Annotated in this window: 11 protein-coding genes; 6 read left to right on the forward strand and 5 right to left on the reverse strand. The window is 58.6% G+C overall.

Going from position 1 to position 16,173, the window contains the following annotated elements; genetic code table 11:
* Positions 1–542 precede the first annotated feature (542 nt).
* Together AQUI_RS0100705 and AQUI_RS0100715 are read right to left on the reverse strand one after the other, a co-directional pair.
* Positions 543–2,600, reverse strand: a complete 2,058-nt coding sequence (locus tag AQUI_RS0100705; RefSeq protein ID WP_027255832.1) for an adenylate/guanylate cyclase domain-containing protein — start codon at positions 2,598–2,600, stop codon at positions 543–545.
* A 578-nt stretch (positions 2,601–3,178) separates the two neighbouring features.
* Complete coding sequence (locus AQUI_RS0100715) at positions 3,179–4,810, reverse strand: winged helix-turn-helix domain-containing tetratricopeptide repeat protein (RefSeq protein WP_027255833.1); 1,632 nt, start codon at positions 4,808–4,810, stop codon at positions 3,179–3,181.
* A gap of 165 nt (positions 4,811–4,975) precedes the next feature.
* On the opposite strand from AQUI_RS0100715, the gene AQUI_RS0100720 reads away from it, so the two are divergent.
* From AQUI_RS0100720 to AQUI_RS0100730, 3 genes are all read left to right on the forward strand, one after another.
* Complete coding sequence (locus AQUI_RS0100720; RefSeq protein WP_027255834.1) at positions 4,976–5,392, forward strand: hypothetical protein; 417 nt, start codon at positions 4,976–4,978, stop codon at positions 5,390–5,392.
* 267 nt (positions 5,393–5,659) lie between these two features.
* Complete coding sequence (locus AQUI_RS30485) at positions 5,660–5,797, forward strand: hypothetical protein (protein ID WP_156916732.1); 138 nt, start codon at positions 5,660–5,662, stop codon at positions 5,795–5,797.
* Between the two features lie 174 nt (positions 5,798–5,971).
* A complete protein-coding gene (locus tag AQUI_RS0100730; protein ID WP_027255835.1) occupies positions 5,972–7,126 on the forward strand; it encodes an acyltransferase family protein in 1,155 nt (384 codons plus the stop codon).
* Positions 7,127–7,319: 193 nt separating this feature from the next.
* Here AQUI_RS0100730 and AQUI_RS0100735 read toward each other — a convergent pair whose 3' ends face one another.
* The 3 genes from AQUI_RS0100735 to AQUI_RS0100745 all read right to left on the reverse strand — a co-directional run bounded on the left by AQUI_RS0100735 (position 7,320) and on the right by AQUI_RS0100745 (position 12,789).
* Positions 7,320–8,690 carry an FAD-binding oxidoreductase gene (locus AQUI_RS0100735; RefSeq protein ID WP_027255836.1) on the reverse strand — a complete coding sequence of 457 codons (1,371 nt, stop codon included), beginning with the start codon at positions 8,688–8,690 and terminating at the stop codon, positions 7,320–7,322.
* 215 nt (positions 8,691–8,905) lie between these two features.
* Complete coding sequence (locus tag AQUI_RS0100740; RefSeq protein WP_027255837.1) at positions 8,906–9,163, reverse strand: DUF4242 domain-containing protein; 258 nt, start codon at positions 9,161–9,163, stop codon at positions 8,906–8,908.
* 26 nt (positions 9,164–9,189) lie between these two features.
* Positions 9,190–12,789 carry an adenylate/guanylate cyclase domain-containing protein gene (locus AQUI_RS0100745; protein WP_027255838.1) on the reverse strand — a complete coding sequence of 1,200 codons (3,600 nt, stop codon included), beginning with the start codon at positions 12,787–12,789 and terminating at the stop codon, positions 9,190–9,192.
* Positions 12,790–13,124: 335 nt separating this feature from the next.
* On the opposite strand from AQUI_RS0100745, the gene AQUI_RS29595 reads away from it, so the two are divergent.
* The 3 genes from AQUI_RS29595 (at position 13,125) to AQUI_RS0100760 (ending at position 16,172) form a co-directional block, all read left to right on the forward strand.
* Positions 13,125–13,730 (forward strand): MarR family winged helix-turn-helix transcriptional regulator, encoded by a 606-nt coding sequence (locus AQUI_RS29595; protein ID WP_084294167.1) that lies wholly within the window; start codon positions 13,125–13,127, stop codon positions 13,728–13,730.
* Positions 13,731–13,735: 5 nt separating this feature from the next.
* Positions 13,736–14,935, forward strand: coding sequence for a P-loop NTPase (locus AQUI_RS32175; RefSeq protein ID WP_281171978.1), 1,200 nt, complete (start codon positions 13,736–13,738; stop codon positions 14,933–14,935).
* Positions 14,928–16,172 carry an iron-sulfur cluster biogenesis protein NfuA gene (locus tag AQUI_RS0100760; RefSeq protein WP_027255841.1) on the forward strand — a complete coding sequence of 415 codons (1,245 nt, stop codon included), beginning with the start codon at positions 14,928–14,930 and terminating at the stop codon, positions 16,170–16,172. The genes AQUI_RS32175 and AQUI_RS0100760 overlap by 8 nt, the downstream gene beginning before the upstream one ends.
* Position 16,173 lies beyond the last annotated feature (1 nt).

Raw genomic sequence — 16,173 nt, forward strand, 5'->3', positions numbered from 1 at the left:
TGTCCCGCACCCCTTCCGTTCGAGCTTGGTTTGACGTTCCCAGTGCAACGAAGGTCAGCTCTTTCCAGTGCGCATGCAGCAAAGGTCATCCGTCATTTCGCCAGATCTCACGACTTAGCAAATGTTGCTATCTGCGCTTCGCTTCCCCTGGTCCAGTTTGCGGTTTCGGCACCAGTGTTCGTGCCAAGTTGAAGGTCCGCTTTCGCTGGAATGGTTGGAAAGCCACTCACATGCGGCATTCATAGCGGCGCGTCACAACTGAACGGCAAGTTTGGCTGCCTGCGGTCACCGGTCGAAGCCCTGGCCGCGAGACTTGGTCGCCAGGGCGGAAACCACCGACGCTCCACGGCCGCAAAGCGGCTTCGCGCCCGCTGCCGTCGACCACCTCGCGGCCTTTCGCGCTGCAACATGTCCAAAACGGCGCTAACGGGACGCTCAATGTACGGCTCATGTTAAGAGCTGGGGCGCGGGACCAGGCTGGTGTTCCCTTTCCCTGGAATTGTTTGGAAAACGGAGATTGCCTGCTATTTGCCCTTGGCGCCTCACTTCGCATCGGCGATCGCGACGCCCGTCCAATCATCTGCTGGCGGTGCGGCGCGAAAAGCGGCGGCACGCCGTTTCATGACCTCAGAGGCGGGATCACCCCCGCGTGCTTCCTCCGCTTTCTCAAAGGCCTCAATGGCCGCGTCAAAATCCCTTTGCCGGTACCTCGCGAGCCCATCCTCATAGGCGTCGATCCAGGCGCGTGAACCTTTGAAATCATCCGTCATCGCAATCAGCTCAAAAACATCGATCCCCTCTGACCGCCCGAACACTGCAAGCGTGTCCAATTCCCGCACGACAATCTTGCCGCCAGCTGCCTGCCGCGTCGCCGGTCCGATCAGAATCGTTGTGCCATATTCCTTGTTCGCACCTTCCAGCCGGCTGGCGACGTTCACAACATCACCCATTGCGGTATAGTTGAGCCGCTGTTCAGAGCCGATATTCCCGACCAGCGCCTCGCCAGAGTTCAGCCCGAGCCGGATGCGCAGCGGATCGCCTGCGTCGTCCTTGATACTGGTCACGGCGACTGCCGAGACTAGGTCAAGCGCTGCGCGGCAGGCATTTTCGGCGTGGCTCTGGTCAAGGCGCGGCGCTCCCCAGAACGCCATCAACCCATCACCGATAAACTTGTCGATGGTGCCTTTGTGCCGGGTAACGGCAGCGGATGCAGCACTGAAGTAGGTCTCCATCAGCGGGATGATCTTTGTGCCCAGCCGCTCCGAAAGGCCGGTAAAGCCGGCAACGTCGCAAAACAGCACCGAAATCTGCTTCATGCTGCCGCCCGGCTGGGTGCTGATGCCTTCAGCCACCAACATCCGGACCAGATCGGCCGGCAAGTACTTGCGAAATGCCGAAAGGCCTGCGGCCATATTGGTAGTTGCGGCGGAAAGGTCTGCGAGCTCCGTCAGCCTGGACTTCCGGGGCGCGACCTGTTCGACATCAAAGCGCTCGACCTTGTTCAGGTCGTCAACAATACGCGCCAGTGGCGTTGAGACGACCCGCCGCACAAGCCAAACGGCCAGGCCAGTCGCAGCAAGCACAGCGCCGATCAGTACGTAGATGAGCCGCTCAAGGGTGCGGTCTATCTCAGACAGGAACGCCGATTCCGGGATCACTGTTGCAACACGCCAGCCGTAGAACCCAAGCGGTGTCAACGCCACTGCGTGGGGCACGCCGCCGTTAACGATTCTAATCGCCGCGCTCGGATCCGATCGTGTTGCAGATGGGCCGAGAAGCTGCTCTCCAGCTATTCTGGCAACTTCGAAAAGCGCCCCTTCGCCCATACGCGCAGGCGTGATTTCATCTGCGTTCGGGTCAGGGGCGGCGATTACCTTTCCGTCAGCGTCTAGAATGAAGGCCGCACCGAATTCGCCTGGGCGCAGAGTACCTAGAAAACGCGACAGCCGGTCCGTCTCGATGACGACCGCCAAGACGCCTTGCCGCCTGCGGAACACGTCGACCGGACCGGCAAACGCGTAAGCGTCTTTGTGGATGCCCGGCAAATCCCGGGCATCGACCCAATCCGGACCGTCGCTGCCAATGAAATCACGGTACCACCTGGCAGTGCGCGGATCGTAAGTTGTCGGCGTGAATGTGCGTTCTTCGAATTGGATGTCACCAGGAATGAAGATGTAGCGGTCCGCGCGCAGCATCCGGTCCCGGATCGCATCGTCGACTTCGATCATCTCCAAACCGCCGTCGCCCAGGCGGTGGGCGGCAAAGAAGTCTCCGTCTTCCCAGCCAAACATGATCCATGAAATGTTGGGCTGGGCCTGCAATTGGGACAAAAAGACGAACTCCCGCTTGTCGGCTTGCCGCGTCTCGATGACGTTCTGGACAAAGATTGTGCGCACGGCTGCCCAGGCGGCTTCAGCAGATCGCAGGGTCAGCCCAACTTCGATCCGGACGGTGTCAGCGATCTGGCTGTTGATTTCAGCCGCAAGCATCCGGCTGTTCTCACGTGCAGTCGTCCACCAAAGCGAATGGACGACGAAGGTCGAGAGACCAATCGCAAACGCCACTAGCAGTGACACGGCGATCCCCACATTAATGCGCATTTTGGTTCCTCGGCGGCGGTATGCGCTGCATACTGAATTTTAGTTGGCGGATCAGCCGAATGGAACCGCATTGTTACGGCTGAACAGGTGCGAAAGTGTATAGGGCGCTGCCGACATTCCGGTTTAAAATGACTGCACTTGCCGCAAGTGACGGCTTCATCCCGCAGTGCCGTTGCTCGACCTTCGGAAATGCTGCGCGATGCACGAGCGGCCGCAATGCGAAAGCTGCGCCGCGGCATTCGAGGTGGCTAGGAGCGACAACCAGGTGTGCTTTGCAGGGTTTAGCAAATTCCGCTTCCTGCGCTTCGAGATCCCTGATGCGGTCCGCAGCATTGGCGGTGGCTCGCCCGGTTCGGTGAGTGGCCGCTTTCGGTGAGATGGGCCAAAGATTTTGCATCCGCAGCATCATTGGCGCGTCACCCCATGTCTATGACCGCTTCGGGCTGCCTGCTGTCTTCGGATACCTGGACGGCTTGGCGATCTTGCTGCAGACCGCCTGCCGCACCGCCGCAGGTCAACTCGGAGCCCAAAGTACCGAATGCTGCGTGCGACGCAGATGTCGGCTTCGGTGAACCGGCTTACTCAGGCAGGCCCGCATCGCGGAGACTGGCAAGCCATATCCGGCGGTTTTCAGGGTGGTTTTTCGACCCCGAAAACTGCCGTTGCATGGCTGTGATCGACAGCTTCGGGTTGATCAGCAGTGCCGCTTCTATGGCTTTCTGCGCCTCTTCGGGCCGCCCAAGCTTGTTGAGATTGGCCGCACGCAGCAAGTGATGGAAAACCCGCCAAGTGTTACTGGTGGCAACCGCGCCCAATTGGCGTGCCGCTTCGAGTGCGTCTTCATACTGACCAAGATGGAAAAGGATGTGCCCCTTGTAGAAGTACATGTTTTGGAGCATGGGATCACGGGGGCTAAGTTTCAGCGCCATCTCGATGTGAGGCAACGCTTCGCTTTGCATGCGAAACCAATCGAAAGTGTGCGCCAGTTCCAAGCGAATGCGCGCGTCGTTCGGATTTAACATCACCGCACGTTCAAGATTGGCAATCGCGGGCTCGGCCTCACCGGTGAAACGGTAGATGTAACCCAAGGCTGCGTGCGCCTGCGCATTCTGATCGTCCAACTCAATTGCCCGCTGGGCAGCCTCTGTAGCGGCAATAAGCGTCTCCTGTGGAGCATCGCTCCACTGAAAGAAGAATATGGTGCCAAGCGCACGGGCCATCAAACTATGCGCCGCTGCGAATTCGGGGTCGCGGGCCAGCGCCTCTTTCGCCAGCCGCAAGGCATCGTTCTGGGCGTCTTGCGAAAACACGGACTGCCGAAAGCGTCCTCGCAAATAAAGATCCCATGCGCCAAGATCCTCGGTCGGTTTGTCAAGCGTTTGCAAATTGTCTGACTGATAGATTTCAGGCAAAAGCCTGCCCGCGATGGCTTGGCTGATTTCTTCCTGAACGAAGAAGATGTCGTCCAACTTGTGTTCGAATGCTTCTGCCCAGATTGTCTCGTTGGCCTCAACGTCGACGAGTTCCCCGCTGACACGCACACGTCCTTCAGCGCGCCGGACGCTGCCCCGGACGACATAACTCACCCCCACATCGCGGGCGATTTCGAGAGCAGTGTCTGTTTCGTCAGCATAGGAGAGCATGGTCGCGCTTGAGATCACGAATAAATCGCGATGGCGCGAAAGGTGGCTGGTCAGTTCGTCTGTTAAGCCGTCCACGAAATACTGTGCCGAGGCTTCTCCGCTTAGATCATCGAAACGAACAACCGCAATCGACGGTCTTTTCGTATCTAGCGGCAATGGTTTCTCACCGGTGAAAGCAAACCAGCCTATTCCAAGCAAAACGGTTGCTGCTGCAAACAGACTCAGCAACTTTCGCTTATGCTTCCGGGGTGTTTCCCCGGTTTTTTTTGTGGAAACGGCAGCGACGAACTGAAATCCGCGTTTTGGGTACGTTTTGATAAACCGGGATGCCGACGCCGTGTCACCCAAAGCTTTCCGGACAGAGTGAATTCGTGTGTTCAGGGCCGCATCGGTGATGGCCTTGCCGCCCCAGATTTTGTCTATGAGTTCCTGCTTGCTGACGATTCCTGTGCGGCGTTCGATAAGAAACCGCAGCAGTTGCAGCGCCTGCGGTTCAAGATCTACCAAGACGCCGCCGCGCGATAACCCCTGCTCGGGATCAAGTTCGAACTCCGCAAATTTATACATGCAAAAATCTTACCGATAGCGGTTCCGGGCGCTCAATGGCTGATCGCCATTGTCATCTAAATGTCAGAAAAAATCATGTTCCAATCAAGCTTCCTGGTTCGGTCTGGACTACGGGTCTCACAGGGCATTGCCCAGAGCCATAGGAGAAAGGGAAAGGAGACAGGGATGACATTTCTAAAAATAGCGGTTGCGAGCTTTACCATTGCGCTGGCGGGGGGCTCGGCATTAGCCGGGACAGACCTCGATGCAGCCCTGCAGAACGGAGGTGAAAGACTCAATTCAGACCAAATTGCTGAGCTGCTGATCGGCCATGTGGTGACGGCACGGTCAGGCGACAAGATGTTTCGATTTTATTATGATCCCAGCAATGTCGTGAGTGGCGAACTGACCAATGGCGGCTGGAAAGGTGTCGGAGCCTACGCCATTACTGATACTGACCACGTCTGCGTTTCAATGGCGGCAGACAAGGGCCGGTACCGCTGCCTGACGGCCGTACGTCACGGCGATGTCATCCAGAAATTCAATGCGAGCGGAAAGATGACGTTTGAACTTATCGACTTCGAGCCCTCAACCGGCCTCTGAAGACCGCTCGATCAACTGCAGCCATTGACTTGCACGGCATCAATGGCTGCTCTGACCGCACCGTGTGAGCTCACCGGCTGCAAAACCTCGCAGTCGCAGCGAACGACCGGAACGGCGGGCCGCGCCGCAGCGGAAAGCCTCACCTGGTTGCTTCAAACGGCCGAGTTTGCAAATGGCGCTATCTGCGCACCGCTGTCCCCGGTGCAACCCGCAGCATCACATGAGGCAGCTTGGCCCTGCCGTGGGTCCGCTTCCGGGAAAGTAGCCATGGAATTTTGCACCGGCAGCATTCTTGGAGCGGCACCCCTTGTCTACGACCGCTCCGGGCTGACAGCTGTTCTGGAACAAGCTGGTGTGAAGCACCAGGGCGGCAATCTACGTGCTGCTTCCCCGCATGGCTTCTGAGGCGGATGCGCCAACCCCGGCAAGTGCTGCCTCTAGCTGGACGGATCCATGAACCCATTGACCGCGCCAGCTCAAGGGCTGACCTTAATCACGGTGATGGATTGGCCGGGCGGCGCTGCCTTATCGTACCCGTCTTGAGTACTGGCCGCCCGAGGAGCCGGCGGGAGGTTTCATATGACCAGAAGGCATGAACTCGACTGGCTGCGGATTATCCTCTTTGCCTTGCTGGTTCCGCACCATGCCGCCGTTGGCTTTGTTGACTGGGGTGCGGGCATCTACCAATTCGTAAACGACCGGCTGGCTGGAGACGGCATGACACTGTTCATCTACTGGAGCCACAGCTGGCGGCTTCCATCGCTTTTCATGATTGCCGGTATCGGTACCTGGTTTCTCACCTCAAGGGGCGCAGGGCCAGGTTTCATTGGACGGCGGTTCTTGCGGCTTGCGGTGCCGCTGATATTCGGCACCCTCTTCATCAATGTCTTCGGCGGCTATGCGATCGCACTCATGACGGAAGAGGCCGTGGCCTTTCCCGCCTTCTGGTGGAACTGGGCAACAAGGCCGGAGCCCCAACAGGTTCAACACCTCTGGTTCTTGGTCAATCTCACGCTCTACACGATGCTATGCTGGCCCGTCTTCCTCTTTCGGGGGCGCCTCGGGCCATGGGTGCCGCAGCCGGTTTCACTGCTGGGGATCCTGGTACTTCTGTCGGCGCTGGCCGTTGTTGTCCTGAAGCCCCACGCAGCCGCCCTTGCCGGAGACAACTACCAGTTTGCCCTCTACTTCCTGTTCTTCTCAGGGGGATATCTTATCGGCACCGATCATGTCCGCTTTTTGGACTGGGCACGCCGTCGGGCATGGTGGCTTCTTACCGGCGCGGTTCTGCTTTTCGTATGCAAGGCAGCGCTCCTTACGATTGCACTGCTGGAGGATACCGCCGCGGGCCAGGCGCTTGCGGCCGGCGGCTGGCTCCCGGCGGGCTTGTCTCCACCGAACACGGCCGCCTTTTCGGTGATTGAGGCGGCAACCGCCTGGTGCTGGTGTGTTGCCGCCCTGGGATTGGCTGCGCGGTATCTCAGCAGGCCAAACCCGCTGCTGCGCGAGTTGAACCGCGCGGTATTTCCTTTCTACGTGCTGCACTTTCCGCTGACCCTGGTCGGGCTGGCGGTGGCTGCCCAGTTTCCGGCGCCATGGTGGTTTGAATTCGCACTCCTTGTCGCCTTTGTGTATTCAGCGATTTGGATCCTTTGGCGGCTGGCAGACCGGCTCGGGCCAGTGATTTTCCTCATTGGCGGCAGAAGACCTGAGCGGGCGCCGCCTCCGGCATGAAGCAGGATAACGGCATAGGGCGGCCCCGTCCGGCTGTGCGGTTCTTCGGCCTTCGGAAATGCTGCACGATGCACGAACGTCGGCAATTCGAAAGCTGCGTGCGGCCAGGCCTAGCAACTGTATCTGTCAGGTCGTAGGAGCCGCCCATTTCTGATGGCTTTTACAGAACGCATTCGCGATGGTGACCGTACTGTTATGGCGCAATATTTTGATTGTTCCTGAACAGGTTGTCCGGGTCGTAACAGCGCTTGATCTCCAGCAGGCGGTCATAGTTGCCACCGAAATTGTCCCGCACACGGGCGCCGTCATCATCATCCATGAAGTTGATGTATCCACCTGGTTCGGAATATGGCGCCACCGCGTCGGAGTAATCGCGCACCCACTTCTTGTGTTCGGTGTCGTTCGCCGGATCCTCCGACGCTGCCAGAATAACCATCGAGAAGTTCGCATCCCGGTGCCCGAAAGCCGTCGCGTCGGCTCCGACCTCGTGGCAGGCTCCGTTGATCGGGTAAAGATGCATGGTTGAACTTACGGTGGGCGCTGTCGGACCGTGCTGAACGTGGGCGGCAATTGCCTCGTCGGTCAGTTCCTTCACGAAGTTCCCCTTCCAGTATTGGCGGATTCCCGTTGGGAACAGCCCGTCGAAAGCCGCATTAATGGCAGGGTAAGGAACCGGTCCGACCATCTCGGCCTTCACCTCGGCGACATCGTGGAAAGCCTTGAACTGCCGCTCGCCCTGGGCGGGGTCGCCGGACCAGCAGCCAACGATTGCGCAGAACATGTCACCGTGCCGGTCTTCGGGAATGAAGGGCAAGGGCGGCGCGATCTGGAAGGCTGGGAAAGCGCCCATCTCGCGCGGGGCATCCTTGATGTAGTCGCGGTAGAATTTGAAGATCGTTTCGGTCTCTTCAATCTCGAAGAACATCGGCCCCCAGTAAACAGTATCTACTGGCTGAAGCTTATATTCAAATGATGTGACAACACCGAAATTACCGCCGCCGCCTCGGATCGCCCAGAAGATATCGGCATTTTCGTTTTCATTCGCAATGAGCATTTTGCCGTCTGCAGTCACGATATCCGCCGAAATCAGGTTATCTAGCGACAGGCCATGTCCGCGCGATAGGTAGCCGATACCGCCGCCAAGCGTCAGCCCGGCTATCCCGGTGGTTGAGATCACGCCGCCAGTAGTCGCTAGGCCAAAAGCATGTGTGGCCGAATTGAAATCACCCCAGGTCGTGCCGCCTTCTGCCCGGGCCGTCTTAGCGTTAGGATCGACGCGGACCCCGCGCATCCGCGACAGATCCAGGACCACTCCGCCATCATTGGTGCCGAAACCAGGTCCGCTATGACCGCCCCCGCGAACCGATAGGTCGTGACCGTTGTCGCGGGCATAATTAACAGTCGCCATGACGTCACCTGCATTCGCCGCCCGGACGATAACAGCGGGCCGCTTGTCGATCATGCCGTTATGCACTTGGCGCGCATCTTCATAGTCGGCGTCACTCTCGACGATGACTTCTCCGTGGATGAGGTCACTGAGTTCGCTTGGTGTCTTCACAGTCATAGTTCCCTCCCTAAATGACCTGCGGCTTGGGCTCGCAGGCTAATTCAGAGGCGACCAGCGCCGTCATAGGCTGAGAAAACGAGCAACAGGCAGGCAGATCACTGGTCGGCTCAAAGTCTCTGATCGACAAGAAGAATAGCGCAACTTTGGCAGATGACGAATTACGCCCCTTCAATGAAGATCACTACTGTTCTTCATTGAAGGCCAAATAGCCGTCAGGCAAATATTCCCGGATCGATCCGGTCCACGGGGGTTATGACATCGGCGGGAATGTTCAGGCGCTCCGCCGCCTTTCGCAGGCTTTCTTCGTCGGGGGCTTCGTACAGGCAGTATGTCTTGCGCTTATCTGCACTGAGAAATGAAAAAATCCACTCGATGCCGATTTCGTCGTTTATCTCTTTGATGTGGATTTTGTCATCGTCGCTTACGTTCAGCTGCTCGGCAAAATTTCTTTCGATGATGTACCTTGGCATAAGATCCCCCAAGCACTTTTTAAACCTTAGCTGGCTGCTCCTACGAGCTTTGACCTAAGCGAAATCATACTCAACTCCTGTGCTGTTGCCAACGCTTCCGCTTCCAGTTGAAACGCCAGCTCCGCACTGCCTTTGCCGCCCTTACGTCTTAGTGCGGATGCATAGGCGGCCTTGCTGTACGCAAGCCACGGCGGAGATTTCATACGCGTATCGATATCAATGGACTTTTGGAACATCTTCTCGGCCTTGTCCCAGTCCCTCAGCAATGCTGCCAGGCTGCCAAGGCGCCGTGCAGCCGCACCTGCGCAAACCGTGGTTGCTCCGGCGGTAATCGTCAGATCCTCGTATGGCACGAGCAAGTCATAGAGTGTCTGTGCGTGCTCCAGATTTTCAACCGCGACGCAGATTTCGGCAAGGTAGGACAATGTCGTTGTGTACATTGCATCCGGCGGGAGATCGAAACCATTTTCCGCGACTTCATTCAGGATACGCTCGGCCGCTTCCTTGTATCCCAACTCTGCAGCAATAAGGCCGAACCCCGGTTTCCAAGCCACGTCTTCGGGGCTGTCGGTCATCAACTTCTTGATCACGGGGGCGACCTCATGCAGGCGGTTTTGCTCGCGCCGGATCGTGAACATCTGAACGCCATAGACACCCTCCACATGCCGCCCATGGGTCCTCCGGCCGACTTTCACCGCTTCGGTGGCCTGCTGTTCAGCTAGTTCGAATTCTCCATCCATAATCGCGACCATCGCGCGCGCGTGCTTCTGGACCCAATACAGTTGCAAGTGATTGTCTTTATTCGAGATCTCGGTCAGCAGATTGAGGGAGTGATCCATCAATTCGCGGTCAGCCATTTCGGCCCCGACAAACAAGCTTAGCGTCCGGTCTCGCCCCTGATCTATGCTGCCAAGCTTCTCTGCGACCTGATGCATAGCGTCCAGATTTTCACGCCAGTTTTGCGCCTCGCTTTCTTTTCTTGCAACGAATGGAGCTCCGAAATGCATCATCATGACGCCAAACTGAGATTTATAGTCCCCTAGTTTGGCCGCCAGTTCCATTGCCTCCTGGCCGTATTGCGCCCCTTCAGAAAACTGCCCGATGAACATATGCGCGCGCGCAAGTTGGCTCATCAATCGGCACCGGCGAGCGTGGTCGTTGACCGGCAGATCGTTCATTGCTTCATAACAAAGTTCGATGGCCTCGCCGTGCCGCTCACTCGACATCATGCAGGAATCGGCAAAGTGATGGGCTGCATCAGCAGCGAGTTCGACATTGCAAGCAGCCCTCGCTGCGTCGAAGGCGTCTTTCAGGACCGTGATCGCTTCGGGCAACTGGCCCAAACTGTCGTGGCTTCGGCCAACCAAGATTTTGCTTTTAATCTGCTCAAGGCTCGCTTCGGGGGCAAGTTTTTCTGAGGCTTTAAGCATCTCTCTGGCGTTGGCCATTGCCTCTTGGCTCGCTGATCGAGCCAACGCCATTTCAGTCGCAGTTTCCCACTGCTCAAAAGCCGCGCGCCACTCTTCAGCCTCAGATAGATGGCGGGCGACCAGTTCGGGTCGGCGTTCAATCTCTGCGGATCGCAATTGCATCATCGCCTGGGCCACGGCCGCATGCTGTTGTCTGCGGGTCGCGCTCAGCATTGACTGGTAGGCCGTATCGCGAATTAGAGAGTGACGGAAGACAAAGTGTCCGCGATTATGCCCGCTTTCGAAGATCAAACCTGTTTGAGACAACTCCTCCAAGTGAGCCTGAAGGACTGAAGCCTCAATTCTCATTGCTGTACAAAGTAGATTTGGCTCGAACTCACGGCCAATGACAGAGCCCGTCAACGCGACCTGTTTGGCATCTGCCGAAACTGCATCGAGACGCGCCATCAACGCCCCCTTCAGTGAAGACGGTATAAGGATTTGACCTTGCTCGCCCGCCTCGACGATAGCCCGCGTCAGTTCCTCCACAAACAGTGGAATGCCATCAGTCTTCTCAACAATTGTGGCGATCAACCTGTCGTCGGGTGGCTTCCCGGTAATACTACGCACCAACTCCGAGACATGAGTGGTGTCAAAGCGGCGTAGCTGCAGAGTTTGTACATGCGCGTCACTTTCATCGTACGCCAGCTCCCAGCCAGGTCTGTGGGTGATCAAGACCATCAAGGGCAGATCGGCGCAGATTGTTTTGAAGCGCTCCAGAAGGGCTTGCGTCGAAGGATCGATCCAGTGCGCATCTTCGACACACAGGATTACTGGGCGCACACGCGATCGCACTTGTACAGTGTGGATCAACGTTTGAATCGTAATGTCACGTTGTTCCCGTGGCGACAGGTCGAGCACCTTCTGGGCGAGGGGGCTGCGTGGCGCAACCAGCGCGGCAAAAACTGGCAGAACCTGTTCCCAGTCCAGCCCTTTGCGGCCCTGGAGCATCTTCTTTACGTGTTCCAGAATTTGATTGTCATCAAAGCCGGGCCCAACGCCAGCATCCTGAGAAATCCTATGTGTAACCGAATGGAATGGGCTACTGGAAAGATAAGGAGAGCAATTCAGTCTTATGACGTCGGCTTGGTCTGATTTGGTTGTTTCCGCGAGAAACTCTTCGGTCAGCCGTGACTTTCCGATCCCTGCCTCACCAGCCAGCAGAACAACCCCTCCATGGCCTTGCTGAGCTCTTTGCCACGCGTGCAGCAGGATCCCCTTTTCGAAATCCCGGCCAATCATGGCACTGCCGCTGCCGTCTCCATGAAACGCTCGAAACCGGCTTTCTGCTCTGCGTTCGGATACCGCCTGAAGCAAGGTTCGCGGGTCTTCGAACCCTTTCAGGGTGACTTTCCCGAGAGGTGCAAACTCAAAAATCCGATGCAAAGCGGCTTCGGTTTCTTCGGCTGTCAAGACAACCATGTCAGGCTTCGCGTGCTCTTGAATCCGTGCCGCAAGATTGACGATCGGGCCGGTCATGGCCCCCTCTTCGTAGGTGTTTTTGCCAATCGTATCACCGACCACAACGTCGCCGCTCGCAATGCCCAACCTGGCCGATAATCGCTCACCGTCAGGGGTTTTGAGTTCCTTGACACGCCGGATAGATTCAAGGCCGGCCTTTACAGCTCGGATTGCGTGATCTTCATATGCTGTCGGCCAGCCGAAAAATATTAGGAGGCCATCGCCAAGGTATTTCGCAACGTATCCACCATAACTGCTCACGACCCCTGCAACTGCATCCTGGTAATTTTGCAAAAGCCCACGCATTTCTTCAGGGTCAAGTCGATTGGTCAGTTCTGTCGAGCCAACCAGATCGGCGAACAAAACTGTCAAGTGGCGCCGCTCAGCAACTGCCGCAGGGACAATTCTTGCTGTCGCTGGAACCTCACTTTGCGGAACCTGGGCGGCAAGCCTTTTATCGCCTTCATCTGACGGCTGAACCGTCTCCCGAGTTGAACGAGAGAATGGCTGTTCTCCGGCCCGCTTCTGCGCGGCTGCTAGAATAATTCTGCGATGACCAAGGCTGACCCCAAGCTCCTTGAGGTCGTCATCGGTCAATAACGGCAAAACACGTGCATCGACATCATTTTCAGCGAAAGCATCAGCATATTGACCCAGTCCGAGATCGTTCAACCATTTGTCTATCTCGATCATCATGACTGGATCATGCGAAGATACAGGAAGCTAATCAAGGAAACACTAAGCGCAGGGAACGTCTTTGGCCGAAGCAGGGGCAATCCGTCAGAGGTGATCCACCTTTTTCCTGTTGCACAACGGCCGCTTCCTTGTTCCGATACCACTGGAGTGGAGCACTGGAGGCGCAAGGGCCGCCACCGCCTAGTGGATGTCTGCTTTCGGGAAGGTAGCCTCGAAGTTTAGGGCCTGCAGCGAGGTACGCGCTGCGTTAGGTACGAAGGTCGCGTTTGGGCTGGCTGCCCCCATCTTCAGCACCGGGTTCTTGCCATTTTAGTTTCGATAGGCTACTAATTCATGTGGCCAACTTACCAAGATATGCCGAAGAGATTTCGGATCTTCTTGTGCACATAGGGCGTTCCGCACGGGCTGAAGATGCCGACTCGGAACTGACGGCGGCACAATGGACCGCGCTGCGATTCTTTGCGCGCGCCAATCGTGTCTCGCGGACACCATCGGCCTTCGCGAGTTTTCAGGCAACGACACGCGGTACGGCTTCGCAATGCCTCAAGTCGCTGGTGGCCAAGGGATTACTGACGCGGCACCGATCCGAAAAGGACGGCCGAAGTGTCCGGTTTGAGGTCACGGACCGGGGGTGGGTCCTGCTGGAGCGCGACCCGTTGCATCACCTCATCACGGCGATCGAGCGGCTGGAGGCTTCTTCTCGCGCGGGGTTGGCCCACGCGCTGGCGACGCTGACTGCCGACCTTGCCGATCTGCGCGGCGCCCCGGTATTCGGCACCTGCAACGACTGCGCTCATTTTACCGCGGGTCGCGACGATGCCGGATATTGCGGCTGTGTCGCTGTCGCCCTGGCGCCCGACGAGGTCGGAAAGCTTTGTGTCCATTTCGAACACGCGGGCAGGGCGGCACCAGCAGAGGGTTCGCACAGAGAACGGAGGTGACCGCTGTGACCCAACAAGATGTAAAGTCCCGCCCGCAACCAGACAGCCCATTGTCACACCTCGGAAGGCTGATCGCTGTAAGCAGCGGCAAAGGCGGGGTGGGCAAATCCACCGTAGCCGCCAATCTTGCCGTAACGCTGGCCCGGCAGGGCCTTCGGATCGGGTTGGTGGACGCCGACCTTTATGGCCCCTCCATACCCGGGATGCTCGGCATCCCCGGCGATACGCCCCCTGTCATGTCGCCGGATCGCAAGGTGATCCCGGCAGAGGCGCACGGCGTGAAGGTNATTTCGATGGGGATGCTGTCCGGAGACGACAAACCGGCNATCCTCCGCGGCCCCATGGTGACGAAGTACCTGCAGATGTTCGTCACTGAGGTNGCCTGGGGGCAGCTGGACATGCTGTTTCTCGACCTGCCGCCTGGAACCGGCGACACACAGTTGACTCTGGCGCAAGCCTTTCCNCTCACCGGTGCTGTNGTCGTCAGCACGCCTCAGGATGTCAGCCTTAGGATCGCGCGCCGCGGGCTTCGCATGATGGAGCAGGTCAATGTCCCGATCCTCGGGATCGTGGAGAACATGAGCGGCTTCACCTGTCCTTCCTGCGGGGAGGTGACGCATATCTTCCGTCAGGGTGGCGGCCAGAAAATCGCCGCGTCCTTAGATGTGCCGTTCCTGGGGAGCATTCCGCTTGACCCGGCGATCGTGGATAGCGGTGACGGCGGCACGCCTCTGGTCGTATCCGCTCCGGACAGCCTCGCCGCACAGGCCTATGCCGGGATCGCCGCCGCTTTGTCCGGCGGCGCGGTCCAGCCGGGCGGCCTGCCCGTGCCGTTCGACTGGCATATTGCCAGGGGCGAGGGAAAGCCTTCCGCCGCCAACCCCACCTCGCAAAACCCGCCCGACCGGCCGGTATCGCTTGACTACGACGACGCCGGCCTCGCTATCGGTTGGCCGGACGGCACCACGCTGACCACCTCGCCGCGCGACCTGCGCCTGTCCTGCCGCTGTGCCGCTTGCCGCGACGAGGCGACCGGAAAACCGCTACTTGAACCCGCCGCAGTACCGCTGCACGTTGCGGCCACCCGGATTTGGAACGTGGGCAACTACGCCATCGGTGTAGAGTTTAGCGACGGTCACAACTCCGGCATCTATACGTTCGAGGTGTTGCGCGGGCTGGAAAGCACGGAGGCGGAAGATGTCTGACACCACCAAGAAACGCCGCATCCGCGCGCAGGCATCAGCGTACGACCCGCTGATCATGCGCTTCATCCTCGACGCGCCAATGCAGGCGGACCGGCCCGTGATGTTCGAGGCGCCGGGCGATAACAAGGCTCCACTGGCGCGGGCACTGTTTGGCATCAATGGAGTGGAAAGGATTCATGTGTCGGGCGAAGCCATCACAGTTACCCGGCGGGCAAAATCCGATTGGCAGGCCCTCAAGGCCCCTATCGCGGCGGCGGTCCGCCAGGTTCTGGAAAGCACCGACGAACCTCTGGGCGCTGCCCCTGCTGCGCCCTCTGCCGGGCGGGACGACACCGCACTACTGGCTGCGGTGACAGAACTTCTCGACCGCCAAGCCAACCCCGCTATCGCCAGCCACGGCGGTCATGTCAGCGCCGAGCGCGTGGAAAATGGCTCTGTTTATCTGCGCATGTCAGGCGGATGCCAGGGCTGCGCGGCCTCATCCGCCACGCTGCGCAGGGGTATCGAGACGTTGCTCCGGTCGGCGTTTCCGGAAATCCGCGATATCGTTGACGTGACCGACCATGCCGGAGGTGCCAACCCGTACTACGCCGATTCTCCGGGACCTAGCCCGGCGCTGGTCCGCCCGGTTCCGGCAAGCGCCCTTTACTTGGAGGCTGGTCAGCTGATGGTCGATCCCGACTACCTTGCTCCCAAGCTAAGACTCGATCCGGAGCAGCTGCGTGCTGGTCTTCGAAGCGGCGAAATTGTCAGTCGGACCGAACACGGACTCGGCGCCGACGGTGGAAAGATGCGGGTCACGGTCCGCAGCGCATCCCGCGCATGGGCGGCGGAGTTCCAGCCCGATGGTTCGGCATTCGAGGTTCCCCCGCCTGGCGCGCTTTCACAGGCCGCGGATGTCAATCGCAGGCTTCGGGACAGGGTGCGCCGTTACCTCGAGACCCTGCCGGCCGAGGACGTGCCGATCACCTACGGGCAGTTGGCGCGGGGCTTGTGGATGTTCGCCCCTGGATCGATACGCAAGGTCACTGCGGCGCTCGAGGCCACGATGCGGGAAGACGCCGAGGCCGGCCGGCCCTTCATTGCCGCCCTCGTCGTCAGCCGCGGCTCTCTGTCCCAACCTGGCGAAGGATTTTTCGAGCTCGCACGCTCTTTGGGGCGGGGTCCTGACACCGGCCAATCCGATGCTGACTTTTATCGGCAGGAACTCAATCGCTTGACGGAGCATCGAGCTTGAA

Source organism: Leisingera aquimarina DSM 24565, from assembly GCF_000473165.1.
Taxonomy (GTDB): Bacteria; Pseudomonadota; Alphaproteobacteria; order Rhodobacterales; family Rhodobacteraceae; genus Leisingera; species Leisingera aquimarina.